General features: G+C 71.8%; 18 protein-coding genes. 8 read left to right on the plus strand and 10 right to left on the minus strand.

From position 1 onward, the window contains the following. Nucleotides 1-7: 7 nt before the first annotated feature. A complete protein-coding gene (locus ACFZAT_RS28755) occupies nucleotides 8-661 on the minus strand; it encodes a response regulator transcription factor (RefSeq protein WP_073967451.1) in 654 nt (217 codons plus the stop codon). A gap of 398 nt (nucleotides 662-1,059) precedes the next feature. Here ACFZAT_RS28755 and ACFZAT_RS28760 point away from each other — a divergent pair, with 398 nt between their 5' ends. After that, complete coding sequence (locus tag ACFZAT_RS28760) at nucleotides 1,060-1,236, plus strand: hypothetical protein (protein ID WP_018105385.1); 177 nt, start codon at nucleotides 1,060-1,062, stop codon at nucleotides 1,234-1,236. A 97-nt stretch (nucleotides 1,237-1,333) separates the two neighbouring features. Here ACFZAT_RS28760 and ACFZAT_RS28765 read toward each other — a convergent pair whose 3' ends face one another. Both ACFZAT_RS28765 and ACFZAT_RS28770 read right to left on the minus strand, forming a co-directional pair. Beyond that, nucleotides 1,334-2,164 (minus strand): inositol monophosphatase family protein, encoded by an 831-nt coding sequence (locus tag ACFZAT_RS28765; RefSeq protein WP_391268451.1) that lies wholly within the window; start codon nucleotides 2,162-2,164, stop codon nucleotides 1,334-1,336. 36 nt (nucleotides 2,165-2,200) lie between these two features. Then, a complete protein-coding gene (locus ACFZAT_RS28770; protein WP_391268452.1) occupies nucleotides 2,201-3,328 on the minus strand; it encodes a ferrochelatase in 1,128 nt (375 codons plus the stop codon). 208 nt (nucleotides 3,329-3,536) lie between these two features. On the opposite strand from ACFZAT_RS28770, the gene ACFZAT_RS28775 reads away from it, so the two are divergent. After that, a complete protein-coding gene (locus ACFZAT_RS28775) occupies nucleotides 3,537-4,859 on the plus strand; it encodes a D-arabinono-1,4-lactone oxidase (RefSeq protein WP_391268453.1) in 1,323 nt (440 codons plus the stop codon). Between the two features lie 7 nt (nucleotides 4,860-4,866). On the opposite strand, the gene ACFZAT_RS28780 is transcribed toward ACFZAT_RS28775, so the two are convergent. Beyond that, the gene (locus ACFZAT_RS28780) at nucleotides 4,867-5,874 is read right to left on the minus strand and encodes a hypothetical protein (protein ID WP_391268454.1); all 1,008 of its coding nucleotides are present in this window, start codon (nucleotides 5,872-5,874) and stop codon (nucleotides 4,867-4,869) included. 495 nt (nucleotides 5,875-6,369) lie between these two features. Here ACFZAT_RS28780 and sepH point away from each other — a divergent pair, with 495 nt between their 5' ends. Continuing rightward, nucleotides 6,370-7,428, plus strand: coding sequence for a septation protein SepH (sepH, locus tag ACFZAT_RS28785; protein ID WP_147971339.1), 1,059 nt, complete (start codon nucleotides 6,370-6,372; stop codon nucleotides 7,426-7,428). A gap of 71 nt (nucleotides 7,429-7,499) precedes the next feature. Here sepH and ACFZAT_RS28790 read toward each other — a convergent pair whose 3' ends face one another. After that, nucleotides 7,500-8,366, minus strand: coding sequence for a rhodanese-like domain-containing protein (locus ACFZAT_RS28790; RefSeq protein WP_391268455.1), 867 nt, complete (start codon nucleotides 8,364-8,366; stop codon nucleotides 7,500-7,502). Between the two features lie 230 nt (nucleotides 8,367-8,596). Between ACFZAT_RS28790 and ACFZAT_RS28795 the strand changes: the two genes are divergently transcribed. Next, entirely contained in the window at nucleotides 8,597-9,373 is a 777-nt protein-coding gene (locus ACFZAT_RS28795; protein ID WP_391268456.1) for a VOC family protein, read from the plus strand. On the opposite strand, the gene ACFZAT_RS28800 is transcribed toward ACFZAT_RS28795, so the two are convergent. Next, nucleotides 9,345-9,791 (minus strand): hypothetical protein, encoded by a 447-nt coding sequence (locus ACFZAT_RS28800; RefSeq protein WP_391268457.1) that lies wholly within the window; start codon nucleotides 9,789-9,791, stop codon nucleotides 9,345-9,347. The genes ACFZAT_RS28795 and ACFZAT_RS28800 overlap by 29 nt on opposite strands. Before the next feature lie 98 nt (nucleotides 9,792-9,889). Here ACFZAT_RS28800 and ACFZAT_RS28805 point away from each other — a divergent pair, with 98 nt between their 5' ends. From ACFZAT_RS28805 to ACFZAT_RS28820, 4 genes are all read left to right on the plus strand, one after another. Then, nucleotides 9,890-10,246, plus strand: a complete 357-nt coding sequence (locus ACFZAT_RS28805) for a MerR family transcriptional regulator (protein ID WP_391268458.1) — start codon at nucleotides 9,890-9,892, stop codon at nucleotides 10,244-10,246. Between the two features lie 121 nt (nucleotides 10,247-10,367). Beyond that, the gene (locus tag ACFZAT_RS28810) at nucleotides 10,368-15,365 is read left to right on the plus strand and encodes a caspase family protein (protein ID WP_391268459.1); all 4,998 of its coding nucleotides are present in this window, start codon (nucleotides 10,368-10,370) and stop codon (nucleotides 15,363-15,365) included. Next, nucleotides 15,362-15,667, plus strand: a complete 306-nt coding sequence (locus tag ACFZAT_RS28815; protein WP_391268460.1) for a hypothetical protein — start codon at nucleotides 15,362-15,364, stop codon at nucleotides 15,665-15,667. The genes ACFZAT_RS28810 and ACFZAT_RS28815 overlap by 4 nt, the downstream gene beginning before the upstream one ends. Before the next feature lie 56 nt (nucleotides 15,668-15,723). Further along, entirely contained in the window at nucleotides 15,724-16,272 is a 549-nt protein-coding gene (locus ACFZAT_RS28820) for a hypothetical protein (RefSeq protein WP_391268461.1), read from the plus strand. 28 nt (nucleotides 16,273-16,300) lie between these two features. Here ACFZAT_RS28820 and ACFZAT_RS28825 read toward each other — a convergent pair whose 3' ends face one another. The 4 genes from ACFZAT_RS28825 to ACFZAT_RS28840 all read right to left on the minus strand — a co-directional run bounded on the left by ACFZAT_RS28825 (nucleotide 16,301) and on the right by ACFZAT_RS28840 (nucleotide 21,760). Further along, nucleotides 16,301-16,951, minus strand: coding sequence for a thymidine kinase (locus ACFZAT_RS28825; protein WP_391268462.1), 651 nt, complete (start codon nucleotides 16,949-16,951; stop codon nucleotides 16,301-16,303). 58 nt (nucleotides 16,952-17,009) lie between these two features. Beyond that, nucleotides 17,010-18,200: an alkaline phosphatase family protein gene (locus ACFZAT_RS28830; RefSeq protein WP_391268463.1), complete on the minus strand. Its 1,191-nt coding sequence runs from the start codon at nucleotides 18,198-18,200 to the stop codon at nucleotides 17,010-17,012. Then, a complete protein-coding gene (locus ACFZAT_RS28835; RefSeq protein ID WP_018105373.1) occupies nucleotides 18,200-18,796 on the minus strand; it encodes a DUF5998 family protein in 597 nt (198 codons plus the stop codon). The genes ACFZAT_RS28830 and ACFZAT_RS28835 overlap by 1 nt, the downstream gene beginning before the upstream one ends. A 90-nt stretch (nucleotides 18,797-18,886) precedes the next feature. Then, nucleotides 18,887-21,760 carry a GNAT family N-acetyltransferase gene (locus ACFZAT_RS28840; protein ID WP_391268464.1) on the minus strand — a complete coding sequence of 958 codons (2,874 nt, stop codon included), beginning with the start codon at nucleotides 21,758-21,760 and terminating at the stop codon, nucleotides 18,887-18,889. Nucleotides 21,761-21,895 lie beyond the last annotated feature (135 nt).

Consider the following 21,895-nt stretch of genomic DNA (forward strand, 5'->3'; position numbering starts at 1 on the left):
ACCGGCGTCAGATCCGGTAGCCGGAGCCGGGCACCGTCACGATCACGGGCGGCTCACCGAGTTTGCGGCGCAGGGTCATCACCGTCACCCGGACGACGTTGGTGAACGGGTCGGTGTTCTCGTCCCACGCCTTCTCCAGCAGTTGCTCCGCCGAGACGACGGCGCCCTCGCTGCGCATCAGGACCTCCAGGACGGCGAACTCCTTGGGAGCGAGCTGCACCTCCTGGCCGCCCCGGAAGACCTCACGGCGGTTGGGGTCCAGCTTGATGCCGGCCCGTTCGAGGACGGGCGGCAGCGCGACGGTCGTACGCCGGCCGAGGGCCCGTACCCGGGCGGTCAGCTCGCTGAACGCGAAGGGCTTGGGCAGATAGTCGTCGGCGCCGAGCTCCAGGCCCTCCACCCGGTCGCTGACGTCCCCAGACGCGGTGAGCATGAGCACCCGGGTCGGCATGCCGAGCTCGACGATCCGGCGGCAGACGTCGTCGCCGTGCAGCAGGGGGAGGTCGCGGTCGAGCACCACGACGTCGTAGTCGTTGACCTCGATGCGCTCCACGGCCGCGGCCCCGTCGTACACGACATCGACGGCCATGGCCTCACGGCGCAATCCGGTGGCCACCGCATCGGCGAGCAGCTGCTCGTCCTCCACGACGAGTACGCGCACGGCGCTTCCTTCCCTAGAACTTCGCGAGTAGAACTTCGCAAGCGGTCTGCACCACGGGGCTGCGGGGCGCCCGGGACGGCCGCGCCGCCCGCGCCGCGGGCAGGGCCCCGGCACACTTGTGCGGCTCCATCCTGCCCGTAACCCGCATAAACCGGCGGTAAGACGTCCCGCCCCCACCTGCGGCTTCGAGGAAGCATCGGGATTTCCGGGCCAGTTGAGGTTTCTCTGAGCTTCGGGGCGGGGAGTACGCATTCACACCCGCGATCACGTCTTCCCATGTGGCGTTGTCACAGGCCCCTCCGTCCCCCGGAGAGTGCGTGATCACCCGCCCTACCGCCTCGGCGGAGGGAAACCCGGGCACACCCCCGTGCCACCGACCCACGATGAGGGGGCGCTTCATGGACGCTTTCACCGCAGGTCTGCTGCAACGCATCAAGACGACCGAGGACGACCTCACGAAGGCCCGCGAGACGGGCGACGACTTCCTCGCGGACGTCGAGCAGAGCGAGCTGGACGACCTCCGTCGTCTCGCCGCCGAGCACGGTGTGCGGATCAGCACGACGACGAACGCCTGACCGTCGCTATGGGCCGAGGGCCCCGCAGCCGCTTCACGGTGGCTGCGGGGTCCTTCCGGCTTCCCGGGGCGTCCAGGGGCTCGGGGAGAGCCCCGGATCAGTCGTGCCAGGCGCCCAGCCCGTCCAGGAGGGCCTGGAGCGGTTCGAAGACCCCGGGAGACGCGGCGACGGTCAGCTCGCCGTCGGCCGGCCTGCCCGGACGCCCGCCGGTGAGGGCGCCGGCCTCCCGGGCGATGAGGTCACCCGCCGCCAGGTCCCAGGGGTGCAGCCCGCGCTCGTAGTAGCCGTCGAGCCGGCCGGCGGCCACGTCGCAGAGGTCGATCGCGGCCGAGCCGCCGCGCCGGATGTCCCGGACCTGCGGGATGAGGTCGTGCGCCACCTCGGCCTGGTGGGCGCGGACCTCGGCGACGTAGTTGAAACCGGTGGCCACCAGCGACTCGGCGAGCGGGGCGTTGGGCCGGCACCGCAGCCGGACGTGCTCGTCGCCGTACGGGCCGCCCGTGACGAAGGCCCCGTGGCCGCGGCGCGCGAAGTACGTCTCGCCGCGCATCGGGGCCTCCACCACACCGGCGACCCGCTCGCCGTCCACCTCCACGCCGATGGAGACGGCCCAGGACGGGAGTCCGTAGAGATAGTTCACCGTGCCGTCGAGCGGGTCGATCACCCAGCGCACTCCGGTGCTGCCCCGGGCGGTCGTGCCGCCCTCCTCACCGAGGTAGCCGTCCAGGGGGCGGCGCTCGACCAGGAACTCGGTGATCAGCTTCTCGGCGGCGATGTCCATCTCGGTGACGACGTCGACCGGGCTGGACTTGGTCGCGGCCACGCCCAGTCCTGCCGGACGCCCGTCGCGCAGCAGCCGGCCGGCGAGCCGCGCGGCTTCCAGGGCGAGGTCGAGCAGGACATCCGACGAGTGCTCGGTTTCGGTCACGGCGCTCCCTAGGAGGTTGAGAGGGTGGACGGAGGCTTACGCACAGGGGCTGTCGGCGCCCGCGGCGGCGGGCTTGGGCGCCCGGGCCGGGCAGCAGCCCACCGGGCAGAGGTCGTGGCTCGCGCCGAGCGTGCCGAGGGCGCAGCGCCGCGGCTCGCGGCCCTGCTCGGTGGCGGCCCGCTCCAGAACGAGTTCGCGCACGGCGGCGGCGAACCGGGGATCGGCGCCGACCGTCGCGGAGCGGCGTACCGGAAGGCCCAGCTCGGCGGCCCTGGCGGTGGCCTCGGTGTCGAGGTCGTACAGGACCTCCATGTGGTCCGAGACGAAGCCGATGGGCGCCATCACGACGGCGGGGACCCCGTCCCCGTGGAGCGCGTCGAGATGGTCGCAGATGTCGGGCTCCAGCCACGGGATGTGGGGCGCGCCGCTGCGCGACTGGTAGACGAGCTTCCAGGGGTGGGCCGTGCCGGTCCGCTCGCGCACCGCGTCCACGATCAGCCGGGCCACCTCCAGGTGCTCGGCGACATAGGCGCCGCCGTCCCCGTGCGTCTCCACGGGGCCCGAGGTGTCGGCCGCCGAGGTCGGAATGGAGTGCGTGGTGAAGGCCAGGTGGGCGCCGGGGCGGACCTCGTCGGGGAGGTCCGCCAGCGAGGCGAGGACGCCCTCCACCATGGGCTCCACGAAGCCGGGGTGATTGAAGTAGTGCCGGAGTTTGTCCACGCGCGGGACGGGAAGGCCCTCGGCCTCCAGGGCTGCCAGTGACTCGGCGAGGTTCTCGCGGTACTGCCGGCAGCCGGAGTACGAGGCGTAGGCGCTGGTCGCCAGGACGGCGATGCGGCGGTGACCGTCGCCGGCCATCTCGCGCAGCGTGTCGGTGAGATAGGGGGCCCAGTTGCGGTTGCCCCAGTAGACGGGCAGGTCGAGCCCGTGCTCGGAGAAGTCCTTGCGCAGCGCGTCGAGCAGGGCCCTGTTCTGGGCGTTGATCGGGCTGACGCCCCCGAACAGGAAGTAGTGCTTGCCGACCTCCTTGAGCCGTTCCTCGGGGATGCCCCGGCCGCGGGTCACGTTCGCCAGGAACGGGACCACGTCGTCCGGGCCTTCGGGGCCGCCGAAGGAGAGCAGGAGCAGGGCGTCGTAAGGGGCGGGATCGCGCAGATCGGACATGCCGTCGATCCTGCCACCCGCGCGCGGGCGGGGTCGCACCGACGTCCGGAGCCGGTGCTTCCGGCCTCCGCCCGGGGTGGCGGGAGGGGTGGATGCATATGCGGGAGTCGTGAGTATGATCCCCCTCCAACCGGCCGGTAACCCGTGGTTTCCGTCCGGGGGAGACACCGGCTGGGTGGGCCGGTTCCTAGGGAAGGGCGCGGGGAAGATGACCGAGACCTACGCACGGACGGCGACGGGCCCGTGGCGCAACTGGGCGGGGACCGTCACCGCTCGGCCGGCCCGGACCGTGTCCCCCGCGTCCGTGGACGAGCTGGCCGAGGCGCTGCGCAGGGCGTCCGAGGACGGGCTGCGTGTGAAGCCGGTCGGCACCGGGCACTCGTTCACCGCGACCGCGGCCACCGACGGGCTGCTGATCAGGCCCGATCTGCTGACCGGCATCCGCGAGATCGACCGCAAGGCGATGACGGTGACGGTCGAGGCGGGCACCCCGCTGAAGCGTCTGAACACCGCGCTGGCCCGCGAGGGCCTCTCGCTCACCAACATGGGCGACATCATGGAGCAGACGGTCGCCGGAGCCACCTCCACCGGCACGCACGGCACCGGCCGTGACTCGGCGTCCATATCCGCGCAGATACGCGCCCTGGAGCTAGTGACCGCGGACGGCACGGTGCTGACCTGCTCGGAGACCGAGAACGCCGATGTGTTCGCGGTGGCGCGGATCGGGCTCGGCGCACTGGGCGTCATCACCGCGATCACCTTCGCCGTGGAACCGGTCTTCCTGCTGACCGCCCGCGAGGAGCCGATGAGCTTCGACCAGGTGACTACCGACTTCGATCAGCTTGTGACCGAGAACGAGCACTTCGAGTTCTACTGGTTCCCGCACACCGGGAACTGCAACACCAAGCGCAACAACCGCAGCGCCGGTCCCGCCGCCCCGCCCGGCAAGGTCAGCGGCTGGGTCGAGGACGAACTGCTGTCCAACGGCGTCTTCCAGGTCGCCTGCGCGCTCGGCAGGGCCGTGCCCGCCACGATCCCCTCGATCGCCAGGATCTCCAGCCGGGCCCTGTCGGCGCGCACGTACACCGACATCCCGTACAAGGTGTTCACCAGCCCGCGCCGGGTGCGGTTCGTGGAGATGGAGTACGCGCTGCCGCGTGAGGCCGCCGTCGGGGCGCTGCGCGAGGTCCGGGCGATGGTGGACCGCTCGCCGCTGAAGATCAGCTTCCCCGTGGAGGTGCGCACCGCGCCCGCCGACGACATCGCGCTCTCCACGGCGTCGGGCCGGGAGAGCGCGTACATCGCCGTCCACATGTACCGGGGTACGCCCTACCAGGCGTACTTCACGGCGGTGGAGCGGATCATGACCGCGCACGGCGGCCGCCCGCACTGGGGCAAGATCAACACCAGGGACGCCGCGTACCTCTCCGGGGTGTACCCGCGCTTCGGCGAGTTCACGGCCGTACGGGACCGGCTGGACCCGGACCGGCTGTTCGGCAACGACTACCTGCGCCGGGTCCTGGGCGACTGACCCGGGTTCACTCCCCCGCTCCGGTGTCCTCGGGCGCCGGGGCGCCGTCCGTGGCCGTCGGGTCCGGTGCCGCGCTCCGGCCGCCGTCGTCCGTGGCGCTCGGGGTGGGCGTGGGCGCGGGCTCGACGCCGCCGCCCGCCGGGTCCGAGGGTGTCGGCGAGGGGGTCGCGCCTTCGGTGGGGCCGCTGCTGCGGTCCGGCTGCGGGACGGTCCCGTCGTCGCCCCGGCCGCCCGTTCCGGGGGTCGCCGTGCCCTGGTCCGGCCGCGCCGGGTCCGACGCGTCCTGACCGGGGCGGGTGGTTTCGGCGGGCGTGGGGGTGGAAGGGCCGTCGTGGCGCTCACCCCGTACGACGGAGCCCACGGTCGTCCCGTGGCCGCCGCTCAGATCGCCTCCGGAGATCAGTTCGTACGTGGTGATGCCGGCCATCGACACCACGAAGACCACGGCCGCACCGATGGCCGACCGTTTCCAGCCACGCATCCGGGTGCCGTGCGTGGTCGCCTCGGAGAACTCCTCGTCCGGCCCGGCCCCGGCGACGGGGCTGCGCAGCACGGTCGTCGCGTCGGACTCCGCACGGCGCAGAAGGATCGTCTCGTCCGGCCGCGGGTCCGCACGGCCGAGGAGCATCGTCTCGTCCGGCCGGTCCACCCGGCGCAGCACCGTGGTGGCGTCGTCCACCGCTCCCAGCAGAACGGTCTCCTGCGGCGCGGGCTCCGGCCGCCGCGCGCCGGTCTCGCGGGTACGGACGGTCACCTCGCGGTCCGGGTGCTTCACCTGGACCGTGACCTCGCGTATCTGCTCACCCGTACGACGGAAGAAGTGCTGGAAGACCGAGCCGCCGCAGGTCGCCACGACACTCATGACTCCGGCGCCCGCGATGGTTCCGTACACACCGAGCTGGGAAGCCGCCACGGCCGCCGCCACTGCTGCGACCGCACTGCCCGCCACCTGCGGCAGGCTCAGATCGATCCGCCTCTCCCTGGGTTCTATGCCGCTTTCCGGCTTCTGCACCATTTCCAGCCCTTGATTGACATCTCTCCCACCATGCACCAACTAGGGACACGTGAGCGAATCCGAAAGTTCCGGTTGCGTGGATTATGTGAAGCACGACACGGATCATGAGCGGGAGGCGTCTGGAGGGGTAGGTCAACTCCCGCACCGCACGAGAACTTCGACGGCGCGGCGGTCCACCCACATGGCCCGAATGGAGTACTGTGGCGAGCCCTGGGGCCGGACACCCGCGCGGGCGTCCGGAACCTTCGGGAGGGGGCCGAAGGAGGCACTCGATCCGGCGGCGCACGGCATCGCACGGCGGCCTGCTACACGGAGTGACCATCGGTCACTTTGCGTTGCGCAAGGGCTACCGTGGCATACCGGCGATCAAGGGCTCACGCCCGACACGCCGGGCAACACGGCAATGTTGTGGCAGGCTGCACCCGGGCAGGCCACACTCGACTAGCGGAAGCAGCGACGCACGTGACGTCGGCAGGCACCACCCGGGAGGTCCCCATGCCCGAACTGCGTGTCGTGGCCGTCTCCAACGACGGCACACGACTGGTGCTCAAGGCTGCGGACAGCACGGAGTACACGCTTCCGATCGACGAGCGGCTGCGAGCCGCCGTGCGCAACGACCGCGCCCGGCTCGGCCAGATCGAGATCGAGGTGGAGAGCCACCTCCGCCCGCGCGACATCCAGGCACGGATACGAGCCGGCGCCTCCGCCGAGGAGGTCGCCCAGTTCGCCGGGATCCCCGTCGACCGTGTCCGCCGCTTCGAGGGCCCCGTGCTCGCGGAGCGCGCCTTCATGGCCGAGCGGGCCCGGAAGACTCCCGTGCGCCGTCCCGGCGAGAACACCGGCCCCCAGCTCGGCGAGGCGGTGCAGGAGCGGCTGCTGCTGCGCGGCGCCGACAAGGAAACCGTCCAGTGGGACTCCTGGCGCCGCGACGACGGCACCTGGGAGGTCCTTCTCGTCTACCGGGTCGCGGGTGAACCGCACTCGGCGAGCTGGACGTACGACCCGCCGCGCCGGCTGGTCCAGGCCGTCGACGACGAGGCCCGCTCGCTGATCGGGGAGACGGACGAGGTCGCGGCGCCCGAGCCCAGCTTCCCGTTCGTGCCCCGGATCGCCCGGCTGCCGCGCGACCGGCCGCTGGACCGCGCGCTGGACCGGCAGATCGAGCGTCCGGCCCCGCCGCCGCCCCCGGAGCCGGAGGAGCGGATCTCCGGGGTGACCGCGAGCGAGCGGGATTCCCTCACCAGCCTGCTGGAGGCGGTGCCCAGCTTCCGCGGTGACATGGTCGTACCGGAGCGGCCCTCGCCGCCCGAGCCCCCGGCGATCGAGCCGGCGGAGCGGGAGCCCGAGGCCGAGGAGCCGCCCGCCGCGTCGGCCGGAGCGGGCTCCGCGTACGCGGACGTCCTGATGCCGCGCGCGGTCGCCGGTCACCGCGACCGGCTGACGGGGACGACGGACCGGCAGGCCGAGGCGGACGGGGTCAGGCCCGGGCGCAGAGCCGCGGTGCCCAGCTGGGACGAGATCGTCTTCGGCACCCGCCGCAAGAAGCAGGACTAGACGGCATGAAGAGGGCCCGTACGCGAGCGCGTACGGGCCCTTGTGCGTCGCGCTCGCGCGACGTCGTCCCGTTAGGGCCTGTCCGGCCGGCCCTCGCGGGACAGGCTCTGGCTGGGGTCGGGGCCGGTGGCGACCGGGCGCGACTCGTCGGCCGACCAGTGCGACCAGGAGCCCGCGTAGAGGGCGGCCCGGTGGCCGGCCAGCTCCAGCGCCAGTACCTGCTGGGCCCCGGAGACGCCGGAGCCGCAGTAGACGCCGACCTCCGCGGTCTCCCCGTCCACGCCCAGCCCGGCGAACCGGGCCGCCAGGCACTCGGCACTCAGGAAACGGCCGTCCGCGTCCACGTTTTCACCGGTCGGCGCGGAGACCGCGCCGGGGATGTGGCCGCCGACCCGGTCGATGGGTTCCACATCGCCCCGGTAGCGCTCGGCCGCCCGCGCGTCGAGCAGGACACCCGAGCGGGCCAGCGCCGCGGCGCCGTCCGCGTCGAGCAGGGGCAGCGCCCCCGGCGCGGGGACGAAGTCGCCCCCGGCCGGGTCCGGGGTCTCCTTCGACAGCTCCCCCGTCCAGGCGGCGAGGCCGCCGTCGAGCACCCGTACGTCGGAGTGCCCCGCCCAGCGCAGCAGCCACCAGGCGCGGGCGGCCGCCCAGCCCTGACCGCCGTCGTAGACGACGACCGGGCCGTCCCGGCGGACCCCGGCGCGGCGCATCGCGGCGCCGAACTCCTCCGGGCCGGGCAGCGGGTGGCGGCCGCCGGAGCCCGCCGGACCCGCGAGTTCCGCGTCGAGGTCCACGAAGACCGCGCCGGGGATGTGCCCCGCCTCGTAGTCGGGCCGGCCGTGCGGGCCGCCCAGCTGCCAACGTACGTCCAGGAGCACCGGCGGACGCGGCCCCGCCAGTTCGCTCGCGCATTCGGATGCGGAGATGATGGGCTTCATGCGTGCCATCCTCGCGCAGACACCCGGCCGCCCGTAACAACGGCCAAGCGGTTATACCAGGACAAACCGGTCCCCCTGGGACGAGATCCCGGGCATGACGGCGCGGCCGGAGCGCATCCCGCGCCCGGTGGTGCAAGCATCTGCACGGGGCGTACACGACTCGCACCGCACCCCGGCGCGCCGACCCCGTTTTCCCGTACGGCCACCACGATGGTCCGAGGAGAGTGACGATGACCGAGGCTGCCGCCCGGCGTACACCCGGAACACCTTGCTGGGTGAGCCTGATCGTGCACGGCCTGCGCACGACCCAGAACTTCTACGCCGAGCTGTTCGGCTGGGAGTTCGGCCCCGGCCCCGAGCAGCTCGGCCCGTACGTACGGGCGCTGATCGACGGGAAGGAGGTCGCGGGCATCGGCCAGCTGCCGCCGGACCGGCACCTTCCGATCGCCTGGACGACCTACCTGGCCACCGACGACGCCGATCAGACGGCCGAGGCCATCCGGTCCTGCGGCGGCACGGTCGGCGTCGGGCCGCTCGACGCGGGCCGGGCGGGCCGCATGGCCATCGCCTCCGACCCGGGCGGGGCGGTCTTCGGGATCTGGCAGGCCGCCGCGCACATCGGCACCGCGCTGGCGGGGACACCGGGCACCCCGGTCTGGAACGAGCTGGTGACCCGGGAGACCTCGACGGTCGCCAAGTTCTACCAGGCGGTCTTCGGCTACGAGGCCAAGGCCGTCGTCTCGGCGGACTTCGACTACCAGACCCTGCATCTCCAGGGCCGCCCGGTCGCCTCCCTGCACGGCGTCGGCCACGCATCGCTGCGCGACCGGGGACCGCACTGGATGACGTACTTCGAGGTGGCCGACACGGACGAGGCCGCGCAGCAGGTGGCGGAGCTGGGCGGGCAGGTCCTGACCCCGCCGAGGGAGGGCCCGAGCGGCCGGGTCGCGACGGTCGCGGACCCGGAGGGCGCGGTCTTCACGATCCAGCGCTCGGTGGCACGCTGACGGCACCGCGCACGAACCGCCAGGGCAGGAGCTGGACGACGCCGAACGCCACTTCGGCCACCAGGAAGAGCCAGAGCCAGTACGGAGCACCGTGGGCGAGCGCGTACGCCTGCCACACGGCGAACAGCGTGCGCGCGAGGCCGTCGTACAGACCGTGCACCGGCAGCGGCCGGAGGAGGCGCAGGAGCGCCCAGACGACCACCACCGAACCCATGAGGTTGGCGTAGAGGGTTTCAATCGGGTCGAGTGCGGGCAGAGCGCCCGCCCCGATCGTCTCCCCGAGCCGGGACAGTGCGCTGTGCACCAGCCCGTACGTCCAGGGGGTGGCGAACCCGGCGGTGACGACGAGGTCGTACCACCCGCTCGCGCGTACGAAACGCGGATAGGCGGGGTGGGAGGGGGTGACGGTACGGAACACGGTGGGGCTCCTGACGGCTTCCTTCACGGACGCCCCCGACCGTAAACACTGGAGTACTGTCCAAGGTCAAGTCCGCGAACCCAGAAGGCGGGAGAGCCGTGCGTATCGGGGAGTTGGCCGCGCAGACGGGGCTGAGCAGGGACACCATCCGCTTCTACGAGCGGACCGGGCTGGTCTCCGGGCAGCGACTGCCCAACGGCTACCGGGACTTCCCGCCGGAGACGGTGCCCTGGCTCGCCTACGTCCGCACCGCCCAGGCGCTCGGCTTCTCCCTGGCCGAGATCGCACGCACGGGTGAGGAGCTGCGCGACGCACCGGACAGCGCGCAGGCGCTGTCCGCGCTGTTCGAGGAGAAGATCGCGGTCATCGACGCGCGCATGGCCCAACTCACCGCCCTGCGGGCCGATCTCACCGCGCGCTCCGGCACGGGCTGCCCGCTGCGGGCGGCGGGCTGAACGGGAAGGGTGAGGTTGCAGGGAACTCCTTGCCCGGCCTCGGACCACACGTTCATCATGGAGTCGGGCAGGACGCGAGGAGCGGGGTGGGCGAGTGGACAGTGAGCGTCATGCTCTTCTGGTGGGAGTGCCGGAGCAGACCGATCCGCTCTTTCCGCTGCCGTCCATCGGTGATCCCGTGCGCGAGGACCTGCGTCACATGCGGGAGGCGTTGGATGCCTGCGGCTACCGATGCACGGTGCTCGGCACGCAGGACACCGACGAGAGCCGACGCGACACCATCCAGGACGCGATCCGCAGCGCCCTGCGGTCCGTCCCCGAAGGGGGCACGCTGCTCGTCTACTTCTCGGGTCACGGCATGTCCCTGGACGGGAAGGACCACGTGGTCCCTTCCAACGCCCGCGCGCTGCCGGACGGCGGCGTGGACCCGGACTCGCTGATCGACCTCGACCGGGACTTCTTCAAGCAGCTGGAGTCGATCGGCCGCCCCGCCGCCCTGGTCTTCGCGTGCTTCGACGCCTGCCGCGACGGCGCCGGGACGGATGCGCTCCGCCCCTTCCACTACCGCGCGCCGGAGCCCACACAGCTGGTCGTCGCCAATAGCTGCTCCCCAGGGGAGACCAGCGGTTACGACGACGACGGCAGCCACTTCACCAAGGCCCTCGCCCATGCCCTGCACCCCGATTCACCGCACCGCACGCTCAATGAGCTGAGCGCGTCGGTCGCGGCACAGCTCAGGGGGCACGAACAGCATCCGTGGTGGTCGCCGGCCGGCGAACTGCCGCACTTCGCGGTGGCCGAGACGGACGGCATTCCCGAATGGGTGCAGGCGGTGTCCGGCGCCCGGCTGTGGGACCAGCCGTGCGCGGACGCACCGGAGCTGGCGGACCTGCTGCGCACCCGCGTCACGGCGGCCGTGCGAAGCCTGTCGGGGAAATACCGCAGGGCCTGCGCCCGACTGCCACATCCGTGGCGGGACGACGCCTACCCCCTGCGTGTGCTGGACAGCTTCGCCGACCTCCCGGCCGGCGCGCGCGCCCCGAGCGCGCTGGAGAAGGCACTGCTCTGCGGCCTGCCCTTCGTTCTCGCCACCGCGCAGGCCGAGGAGTTTGCTTCCCTCTTCCACTCGTTCCAGGGCTTCGACCGCTTCGACACCGCAGAGTTGCACAGGGTCATGGCGGAGCAGGACTTCCCCTCGCTGGAGGAGAACCGGGTCCGCCGCCTGCACGGCCGGGGGGAGACCGCCGAAGCATGGGCGCTGACCACATGGCGGCTGCTGCACCGGGGAAGCGGCCTGCGCGTCGCGGGAGCGGAGGGCGCGGATCATCTCGCGGACTGCGCCGCACGCCTTGCGGGTGTCCTGCTCGAAGACGTCGCGCCCGGCCACCAGAAGCAGCTCAGGGCCATCATCGACCAGCTCTCGCGGCATCACCTGTCCTACCCGAGTTGTACCGCCCTGGATGCCTACCCCGGCACCTCCAGCCACTACAAGGTCGGCCCCCGCGACTCGTCGCAGCTCAACGACCACGACCTGGCCGCCCGGTGGTCGCTGGGCGCGGCCCTGGCTGTCGACGTCCGTGAGCTGTCGGACGTGGTGGGCGAGCACATCGGCACCATGTACCCGCTCCGTCCCGGCGAGGTGCTGGGCTGTCTCGACGACGCGAGCCGCCGCATCACCGACGGGCGGGCCGTGGTGGAGGTGCTGTGTCCGCACGGGGCGGTCCACGAGGCCCTGGAGGTACACGCGACCCGCTGCCGCGAGGCGCTCAGCCGACTGCTCGGCCTGCGCCTGCCCCCCGATCTCGACTGGCTGCGCCAGGTGCCGACGATCGACGTGGCCGTCCATCCCGCTCAGGGTGCGTACAACTTGCCGCTGTTGACGTTCCAGTTCGACCAGCGGGCCATCTCCCACCTTCTCATGGGCGAACAACTGTACGGTGATCCGGCGCTGGCCCTGCGCGAGTTGTACCAGAACGCGCTCGACGCCTGTCGGTACCGCGCGTACCGCTACCAGTGGGCCGAGTCACTGAGTGGTGGTGAACCCGGGTGGGACGGCCGTATCCGCGTCACCCAGTACCAGCAGGACGGCCGCACCGTCATCGAATGCCTGGACAACGGCGTGGGCATGACTGCGGAGCAGTTGAAGGAGCTGTTCGCCCGGGCCGGCCGCAGGCTCTCCGACTCCTCCGCGTTCCAGCACGAACTGGGCGAGTGGCAGCAGGCGGGCATCGAGGCGCGCTTCAACAGCCGGTTCGGAGTCGGGGTCCTCAGCTACTTCATGCTGGCCGACGAGATCACCGTCGTCACCAGGCCCACCAACATCCATGGCCAGGCGTCCGAGGCGCCCCTGCAGGCCGACATCGTGGGCACGGCGACGCTGTTCCGGATCGGCGCGGCACGACACGACAACGGTGATGTGGCCAAGGTCCAGAACGGCGGCACTCTCGTCCGTCTCTATCTGTCGGCCGACCAGACCGACCGGGCGGCTCAGGTGGTCTCGGCCAGTCGCACCCTCGGTGAGCTGCTCTGGTACACGGAGTTCGACACCCGGGTGCAGGACGAGTCCACCGGGCACCATGTCGTGTGGGAGAGCCGGAAGCTCCGTATCCCCGACGGTGAGTCGCGCAGTGTCGTCCCGGCGGACGGCGCGGGTGGGGAACTGTGGTGGGTGGACGGCGAGGGCCGACTGCTCGCGGACGGGATCGCCACGACTCAGGAGACGTTCGGCTGCGTGGTCAACGTGCGCGACCAACGCGACCTCAGACTGAGTGTGAGCCGCAACGAAGTGCAGGCATGGGACCGGGACAAGGCCGCGGAGCTGCTCGCGGCCCATCTGCCGGAATTGGAGTCCTGGCCGCGGGTCACGCTCACCTGGCTCCTGCGCTTCGGCCAGGAGGCACCCAGACTCGGGGACGAGCTCCTGAGGGTGTTCGCGGACCGGCCGCTCCGGGCCGTGAGCCGCCGCCGGGGGGACGAGTCGCCCACAGAAACGGCATCCGGGCAAGGCGCGCTGTTCCGTATCTCCGACATCGGCTGGTGCCCGGCCGACGCGATGCTGGTCACGGCCGGAGAGGCGCCTCCGATTCTCAGTAGCTTCAGTCTCAACACCGAGCTGCGGGGATGGCGCAGGGCAGTACTCGGGCAGAGGAGCACCGCTCAGCCGAGAGCCGCACGGAGCAGAGCCCTCCTGGGCCTGCTGGTATCCCATGACCCGGGCGGGTCGTACGAGGATGTCAGAACTGCCCTGAGTCACGGCGTAGCCACGAGCGCCCGGGTTCTCCCCGCGGAGACGAGCGCCGCGGACTGGTTCCTCTGCTCGGTGCAGCCATCCACGCCCCACTATCCAGCCCGTTCGGGCCCGGATGCCTGGCTTCCCGTGAAATCGACGGCCCGCGCCCTTCTGGGGTGGCGGCGTACCCTTCTGGGACGTACCGACTCGCTACCCGTATCGTCCGCCCTCTCCCCGAACACCGATATGGCTCGCATCGTCGCCACGCAGAGCGTCCGAAGGGAACTCGACTTCCTCGAGTCCCCCAACGATCAAGCGTGGCCCTGGCACGTCCTCATTGCGGTGGCGGGCCTGTTCAAGCTGCCTCTGGGGACTCTCTGGGCAGAGTTCGAGGATTGGCCGGAGGGCCTCTGCGGCCCCCTTCCGGAACTCCCCAGCAGTCTCGTCGACTGTGTTCCCGGCGCCGCCGATGCCAACTGGGCCCGTGTCAGGGTCTTCCTCAGCGAAGGGTTGCTGGGTCCAAAGGCGCTACGGGACTGGGCCGACCGTTACAGGCCGCTCGGTCTCCCGGTTCACATTCGGAGGATGCTGAGCTACCTGGACGCAAGAGAGAGCCTGACCCCCGAGCACCGCACCCTGACGGAAGACCTCATGGGTTTCAGCAACCTGCTGGAGCGCGGTGAGGTGTGCGGTGCCGACGTCGCCCGGGCGGCGGCCCGCGCGCAGGTGAGTCTGGCGGACGTCCTCGACGTGGTGGCACAACTCCGAGAGCCACTGCAATTGACTCTGGTCGCCGACATCGAGGACGCCGGGATCTGCCCTCCGGAATGGCTGGCCGACCTCTCGTTCGGCGGCCCGGAGCCCGGAGCCTCCTCAGGGAGTCGATACCTCTATGAAGGCGCGCTCAACAAAGTCCGGCGTCTGCCCGAGAAGCAGCTCCAGGAGGGCCTGGAGATACTGGGCCGCCTCGGTGTGCGCTGCCCCGTCGCGCCCGCTGCCCTTCAGCATCTGTGGAGCAGCGACACTGACGCGGACGCGTTGGCCCTCGTCACAGGGGATCTCGACAGCCATGACGTGGACGGTCTCGCATTCGTGGACCGCTGGGAGATCGATGCGGCCAAACTGCTGTGGTTCGCCGCCCATCGCAAGCTCACGATCGGCGAGGCATTCGAGCGCGCCGAGGCCGTCTCCACACAATTGGGTGCACCGCTGACCGTCCAGCCGTCGTCTGCGGTACGAGACCTGCGCGTCAGCCCGGCTGTCTGGACCGCACTCAACGAAGCGGAGAACCTGGATCGTGCGGTCGATCACGACGACTGGGGAACGGTGACCCCGCTGTCGGTCGCGCGATTCGCCTACCTCGAAGACCTGTCCCTGCGTGAGGCCGTTCGCGTTCTGGGCCCGTTCCGCGAATTCGGCGTTTCGCTCCCAGACCTCGACGACCACAGCGACGCCGCGTTCGACCACAAGCCCTCCGAAGGCGACCTGATGATACTTGCCCAGGAGAGCGACGGCAGCAGGCCCGCCGCGCCGACGGACATCGATCCGCTGACGGTCGTCCGCTTCGGGCTGGTCCTGGGACGCACGCCCCGGTCGGTCCACCGCATGCTCGCCGCGTACCGGCCGTTCGGCATGGTCCTGGAATTCCCCGAGCCGGACGAGGACATGGGCGTGCCGCTCTGGGAGGACCCCGTCATCCTCAGCTTCGCCGGTGACGGGCAGACGCCGGCGTTGCGGGGCGCGGTCGGCGAGCGGCGCATCACCTGGTGCGCCGAGGCCATCGGACGTCCCGGGGACACGGAATGGGTTCGGGAACGTCTGCGGATGTACGCCCCCATGTTCGGGCTGAAGATCCAGAACCCACCTGCGCGGAACGAGGAGGAACGATGACCGCACCGCGGCACCGGAAGCGGATCGGCTGGGAGGACGCGCCCATGGGGTCGCAGCAGGCCCCCCTGACCACCGACGCCGAAGGCTCGCTGATCTTCGCGGGCGCCTGCCCTCGGTGCATGGGCGCTTTCTCCAAGACCTACCGCACGACCACCCCCGGCCTGGTGAAGGGCTCCGGATCACGGGGCCGCCCGGCCAAGCCGATCACGGTCCTGTGCGAGTGCGGGGTCAACCACGCGGGGCGTCCCGATGCCGAGAAGCAGCTCGGCTGCGGCGCTCATTGGCAGGTCGACAGGCCGTGAGCCAGCGTCCGGAAAGCAGGTGGCAGGACCTCGCTGAGGAACTGCCCTTTCAGCAGTTGGACATCGTACGCAAGCAGGCCGACGGCTGGCGCAACGGCCTCGCCGGGCTGACCGGGCTCCTGACTGCGGTGCTCGTCCTCAAGGGGCGTGAGACGTTCACCAGTCTCCCCTCCTGGGCCGTGGCCCTGGCGAGCGGTCTCATCGCCGCCGGATTCCTGCTTCTCCTGGTCGGAACCCTGTGCGCCGTACGGGCCAGCCACGGACGCCGTAGCAAAGACATCCTGACCAACGGCGCCGATATGAAGGACTGGACGGAACAGGAGACGAAGAACTCGCAGCGGGCCCTGTCCTGGGCCACCGGCTGTTTCGTCGCCGGAGTGCTGCTCGTCGCCTCGTCCATCGGCACGGCGTGGACGACGTACCGGGATCCGGATTCGACGCCCGGCCCGAGCGTTCGGGTGACCATGAAGGACGGCACGGTATGCGGTCCGCTCGCGGCGTCCGGCGCGGGCGCTCTGCTCATCGCGACCGACGAAGCACACGAGCGCACACGAACCATCCCCATGACCGCAGTGCTCTCGGTGGTGCCCGTGGCCGCGTGCTGAGGGCCCCCCAGACGTTCGCCGGTGCCTCTCAGGCGGAGGAGACCGGCAGGACGTCCGGGGAGAGGGCGCCCGCCCGGGCGGAGGCGGCGGTGGCGCGGCGACGGTGGTGGCGACGGCACAGGACCTCGTAACCGACCTCGCCCGCCGCGCGGTTCACATCGCCGACCACGACCTGTGCGCCCTCCACGACCATCTCCCCGTCCACGGTGCGGGCGTTGTGCGTGGCACGGGCGCCGCACCAGCAGAGGGCTTCGACCTGGAGCTGTTCTATGCGGTCGGCCAGCTCGACCAGGCGCTGGGAGCCGGGGAAGAGACGGGTGCGGAAGTCCGTGGTGATGCCGAAGGCGAAGACGTCCATCTCCAGGTCGTCCACGACGCGGGCCAGCTGGTCGATCTGGTCCGGGGCCAGGAACTGGGCCTCGTCCACGATCACGTAGTCGACGCGACCGCCCTGGGACAGCTGGGCGACGATGTACGCGTACAGGTCCATGTCCTCGTCGGCCTCGACGGCATCCGTGACCAGGCCGAGGCGCGAGGAGAGCTTCCCCTCCCCTGCCCGGTCGTCCCGGGTGAAAATGACGCCCTGCAAACCCCTGGCCGAGCGGTTGTGGCCGATCTGGAGGGCCAGGGTGCTCTTTCCGCAGTCCATCGTTCCGGAGAAGAACACAAGCTCGGACATGAGGGGTTGAGCACCTTTCGGGACGGGAAGAGAGAACAGCTGATCGGGGCGGAGCGGGCTACGAGCGTACTTGCAGGAGCGGGACGAACTGCTCGACGGGGGTCATGGAGCCGTGCATGCCGACCATGGCCGACTCGTGCGGCTCGTTGCGCGAGGCGGTGATCACCACGTCGTCGTGGGCCGCGGCGACCACATCGCCGATCCTGCCGTACACGCGCTCGTCGATGGTCGGCCCGAACCAGCCCGCGGCGACGGCCTCGTCCCGGCTCGCCACCCAGAACTGCTCGCCCAGCACCTCGCGCCAGGCGGCCAGCACATCGGACGCGGCGCCGGGAACTGCGTACACATGCCGCGCCCGGCCCTCGCCGCCGAGCAGCGCGACACCGGCGCTCAGCTCCCAGTCCTCGTCGAAGTCGATCCGGGACTGCTCGTCGAAGGGGATGTCGATCATGCCGTGGTCGGCGGTGACGTAGAGCGCCGAGCGCGGCGGAAGCTGCTCGGCCAGGCGCCGGGCCAGCCCGTCGACGTACATCAGCTGTCCGCGCCAGGCGTCGGAGTCGGTACCGAAGCGGTGTCCCTTGCCGTCCACCTCGCTGTAGTACGTATAGACGAGCGACCGGTCCCCGGCGGCCAGCCGTTCGGCGGCGGTGTCCATCCGCTCCTCGCCGCTGAGCCGGCCGAGGAAGGAGCCGCCGCTGAGCGCGACCTTGGTCAGCGGGGTCTGCTCGAAGGCGGGGGCGGAGACCTGGGCGGTACGCACCCCGGCCGCGTCGGCGAGCTGGAAGAGGGTGGGGTGGGGCTGCCACGCCTTCGGCGGGGTCCATGGCTTCCAGCGGAGCTGGTTCATCAGCTCGCCGGTCTCGGGGTTACGGACTGTGTAACCGGGAAGACCGTGCTCGCCCGGGGGCAGGCCCGTGCCGACCGAGGCCAGCGAGGTCGCCGTGGTGGCCGGGAAGCCGGCCGTGATCGGGCGGCCGGTGCCGCCGCGCGAGGTCGGCAGCAGCGAGTGCAGGAACGGCGCCTCGTCGGGGTGCGCCTTGATCTGCTCCCAGCCGAGGCCGTCGATCAGGAACACGCAGTTCCGGTCTGCCGGGGCGAGTTCGCCGATGGCCGCCTCGAAGCCGGGGACCTCCTGGCCCGCGAGCAGAGTCGGCAGCAGATCGGCGAGCGAGCCGCTGCCGTACTCCGGGACGGGCGCGGTGTCGACGGGCAGCGGGACGAAGTCGTCCGGCCAGGCCGGCTGGGCCATCAGCGGCCGGCCGCTGGGGTCGCCACCGTGGCCTCGGAGAGCGCCTGCGCGAAGGCGAGGGTCTGGCGCACGGTGTCCGGGCCGTCGCCGGCCTCGCTGACCCGCAGGCTCAGGTCGTCGGCGGTGGTGCTGCCGGTGTAGCCGTGGTCCGCCTCGCAGTTCGGGTCGCCGCAGGCGGCCGGTTCCAGGTCGATCCGGGAGACCGCGCCCCAGCCGATGGTCAGGACGACCTCGCGGGGCAGCGTGCCCGGAACGTACTTCTCCGGATTGGCGACGACGCGGCTGACCACGACCGAGGAGATCCGGTCCAGCTTGACCGACTCCGTCGAAGTGGTGGCGTACGGCGACGGGGAGCTGGTGTCCGCGTTCTGCTCGTCGGTGTGGCTGACGATGAAGCGGGTGTCCGTGAGCACCAGCACCGTGACATGCCGGCGCACCTCGTTGGAGTCGAAGGTCGTCTCCTGGTGCACCAGGTACGAAGCGACCGGCTCACCCCCCACGGCGGCCTCCACCGCCTCGGCCACGAGGGCCGGGTAATAGCCGCTGCGCTCGATCGCCGCGCGCAGCCCCTGGGTCGTCGTACCGGTCTTAGCCATGAGAACCATCCTACGGGGGCCGGATGGCTGCCGGGGACGCCGCCGGAGCCCCGCCCCGGCCGGTCCGGGGGGACGCGAGTGGGGAGTGGGTCAGTAGTTGGACAGGCGGCGCGGGCCCAGGTCGTTGCGGGCCGGGGGCGGCGAGAGGCGGACGCTCGCCCCGAGCACCGAGAGGCCCTGCGGGGCGACGACGACCGGTTCCAGGGCGATGGAGACCACCTCGGGATGGTCGTCGACCAGCCGGGAGACCCGCAGCAGCAGCTCTTCAAGCGCGGCGGTGTCCACCGGCGCCGCACCGCGCCAGCCGAACAGGACGGGGGCCGCGCGGATGGACCGGATCAGCTCGGCGGCGTCGCGGTCGGTGGCCGGGACCAGGCGGTGGGCGGTGTCGCCGAGCAGCTCGGAGGGCGCCCCGGCGAGACCGAAGGAGAGCACGGCCCCGGCGGCCGGGTCGATCGTGGCCCGGACGACGGTGTCGACGCCGCGCGGCGCCATGGCCTGGACGACGGGCCGCAGCTCCGCCGGCTTGCCGAGCAGTTCGGTGAGGTCGCCGTACGCACGCCGCAGGGCCGCCTCGCTGTCGAGGTCCAGGCGTACGCCGCCGAGGTCGGCCCGGTGGCGCAGATGGGGTGCGGTCGTCTTGAGGGCCACCGGGTAACCGAGCCGGGCGGCGGCGGCCACGGCCTCCTCCGGGCCGGGGGCGGGCAGCGTGGGGCGCACGGCGATGCCGTAGCAGGCGAGCAGTTCGCGGGCCTCGTCGTGGCCGAGCGGTACGCCGCGCGGGTCGGGGTCGGCACCGAGCAGGGCGTCGATGCGGGCGGCGGCACCCTGGGTGTCGATGGTGTCGTCGAGGAAGTCGGGCACCTTGCCGGGCACCGCTGCCTGGCGCCGCCACTGCGCGTACCGGACGGCCTCGGCGAGCGCTCGTACGGCGCGCTCGGCGGCGGGATAGGCGGGGATGCGGCCGACGGGACGCGCCCTTTCGGGGGTGTCGGCACCGGGGGTACCGGTGCCGTGCGCGGGGGCGGGGGCCTCCGTGGGTGCGGTCTGCGCCGCCACCAGCGGCTGGGGGGCCGTGCGTGGCTGCGCCACCGTGCTGGTGGCGGCGGACAGCGCCTCCGCGAGGCCGCCGATCTCGACGTGGACCACGGCGACCGGCTTGGCGGGGCCGGCGGCGGCCGCCGCGTGCAGGGCGGTGGCCAGGACCTCGCCGTCGCCCGACTCCGCCTCGCCGTTCTCGCCGACCCAGGGGATCGCCGTCACGATCACGGCGTCGCACGCCCCGTCGGCCAGCGCCGCCGACAACGCGTCCCGGAAGTCCTGCGGGGTGGCCGAGGTGGTCAGGTCGATGGGCGGGCGCGGGCGCAGCCCCTCGGCCAGGCACGCGTCGTACGTGAGCAGCCCGAGGGATTCCGAGTTGCCGAGGATCGCGACACGTCCGCCCGCCGGGAGCGGCTGGTCGGCGAGGAGCAGCCCGGCGTCGACCATCTCCGTGACCGTGTCGACGCGGATGACGCCCGCCTGTCGCATCAGTGCGGAGACCGTGGAGTCGGGGATGCGGCTGACCGGGACGGCGTGGCCGGGCGGGGTCGAGCCGCTGTGCCGGGCGCCCTTGACCACGACCACCGGCTTCACGGCGGCGGTGCGGCGGGCGAGGCGGGTGAACTTGCGGGGGTTGCCCAACGACTCCAGGTAGAGCAGGGCGACATCGGTGTCCGGGTCCTCGTACCAGTACTGGAGGAAGTCGTTGCCGGAGATGTCGGCGCGGTTGCCGGCCGAGATGAAGGTGGAGAGCCCCGCGCCGCGCCGGTAGAGCCCGGAGAGCAGGGCGATGCCGATGGCGCCGGACTGGGTGAAAAGGCCGATGCGCCCGGAGGCGGGCCGGTCCGGGGCGAGCGAGGCGTTGAGCCGGACCGCCTCGGAGTTGTTGATGATGCCGAAGGCGTTGGGCCCGATGATCCGCATGCCGTACGAACGGGCCTGGCGCACCAGTTCCCGCTGGCGCTCGCGGCCCTCGGCACCCCACTCGGCGTAACCGGCGGAGAGGACCACCAGGCCTTGGACGCCGTGTTCGCCGCAGTCCGCGACGGCTTCCGGGACCCGGTCGGCGGGCACGGCGACCACCGCGAGGTCGACCGGCTCGCCGATCTCGCCGAGGGAGCGGTGCGCGGGGACCCCGTCGATGGTCCCCTGGTCCGCGGAGAGGGCGCTGTTCACCGCGTGGACGCGGCCGGTGAACCCCGCGCCGAGCAGGTTGCGCAGGACCGTGCGGCCGACGCCGCCCGGGGTGCGGCCGACGCCGATGACCGCGACGGAGCCGGGGGCGAGCAACCGTTGCACCGACTTGGCCTCGGCGCGCTGTTCGCGGGCGCGCTGGACGGCGAGGGATTCGGCGGTGGGTTCGAGGTCCAGGGTGAGGTGGACCGAGCCGTCCTCGAAGCTGCGCTGCTGGGTGTATCCGGCGTCCCGGAACACCTTGATCATCTTGGTGTTGGCGGGCAGCACCTCGGCGGCGAAGCGCCGGATGCCGCGTTCGCGGGCGACGGCCGCGATGTGTTCCAGCAGGGTCGAGGCCACGCCCCGACCCTGATGGGCGTCCTGGACGAGGAAGGCGACCTCGGCCTCGTCGGCGGGGGCCGAGGCGGGGCGGCCGGTCGCGTCGATCCGGTCGTAGCGGACGGTGGCGATGAATTCGCCGCCCACCGTGACGGCCAGACCCACCCTGTCGACGTAGTCGTGATGGGTGAAGCGGTGGACGTCCTTGGCGGAGAGCCGGGGGTAGGGCGCGAAGAAGCGGTAGTACTTCGACTCGTCGGAGACCTGCTCGTAGAAGCTGACCAGACGCTCGGCGTCGTCGGTGGTGATCGGCCTGATCCGCGCGGTACCGCCGTCGCGGAGCACCACGTCCGCCTCCCAGTGATCGGGGTAGGCGTGATGCGGACTCTGCTCCGGAGAGGGCTGCATGAGGAAAGCCTACGGCCGTCGCACGGGTCGCGGGGGTGCCGGGGCCGGGGCAGTCTGAGGTCTCCGGACGACCGTGGGCGCGGCGCCCGGGAGGGCCCCGCGGGTCTGCCCGGAGCATCGCGCACCACATGAGAC

Source organism: Streptomyces sp. NPDC008163 (assembly GCF_042956885.1).
Taxonomy (GTDB): domain Bacteria; phylum Actinomycetota; class Actinomycetes; order Streptomycetales; family Streptomycetaceae; genus Streptomyces; species Streptomyces drozdowiczii_A.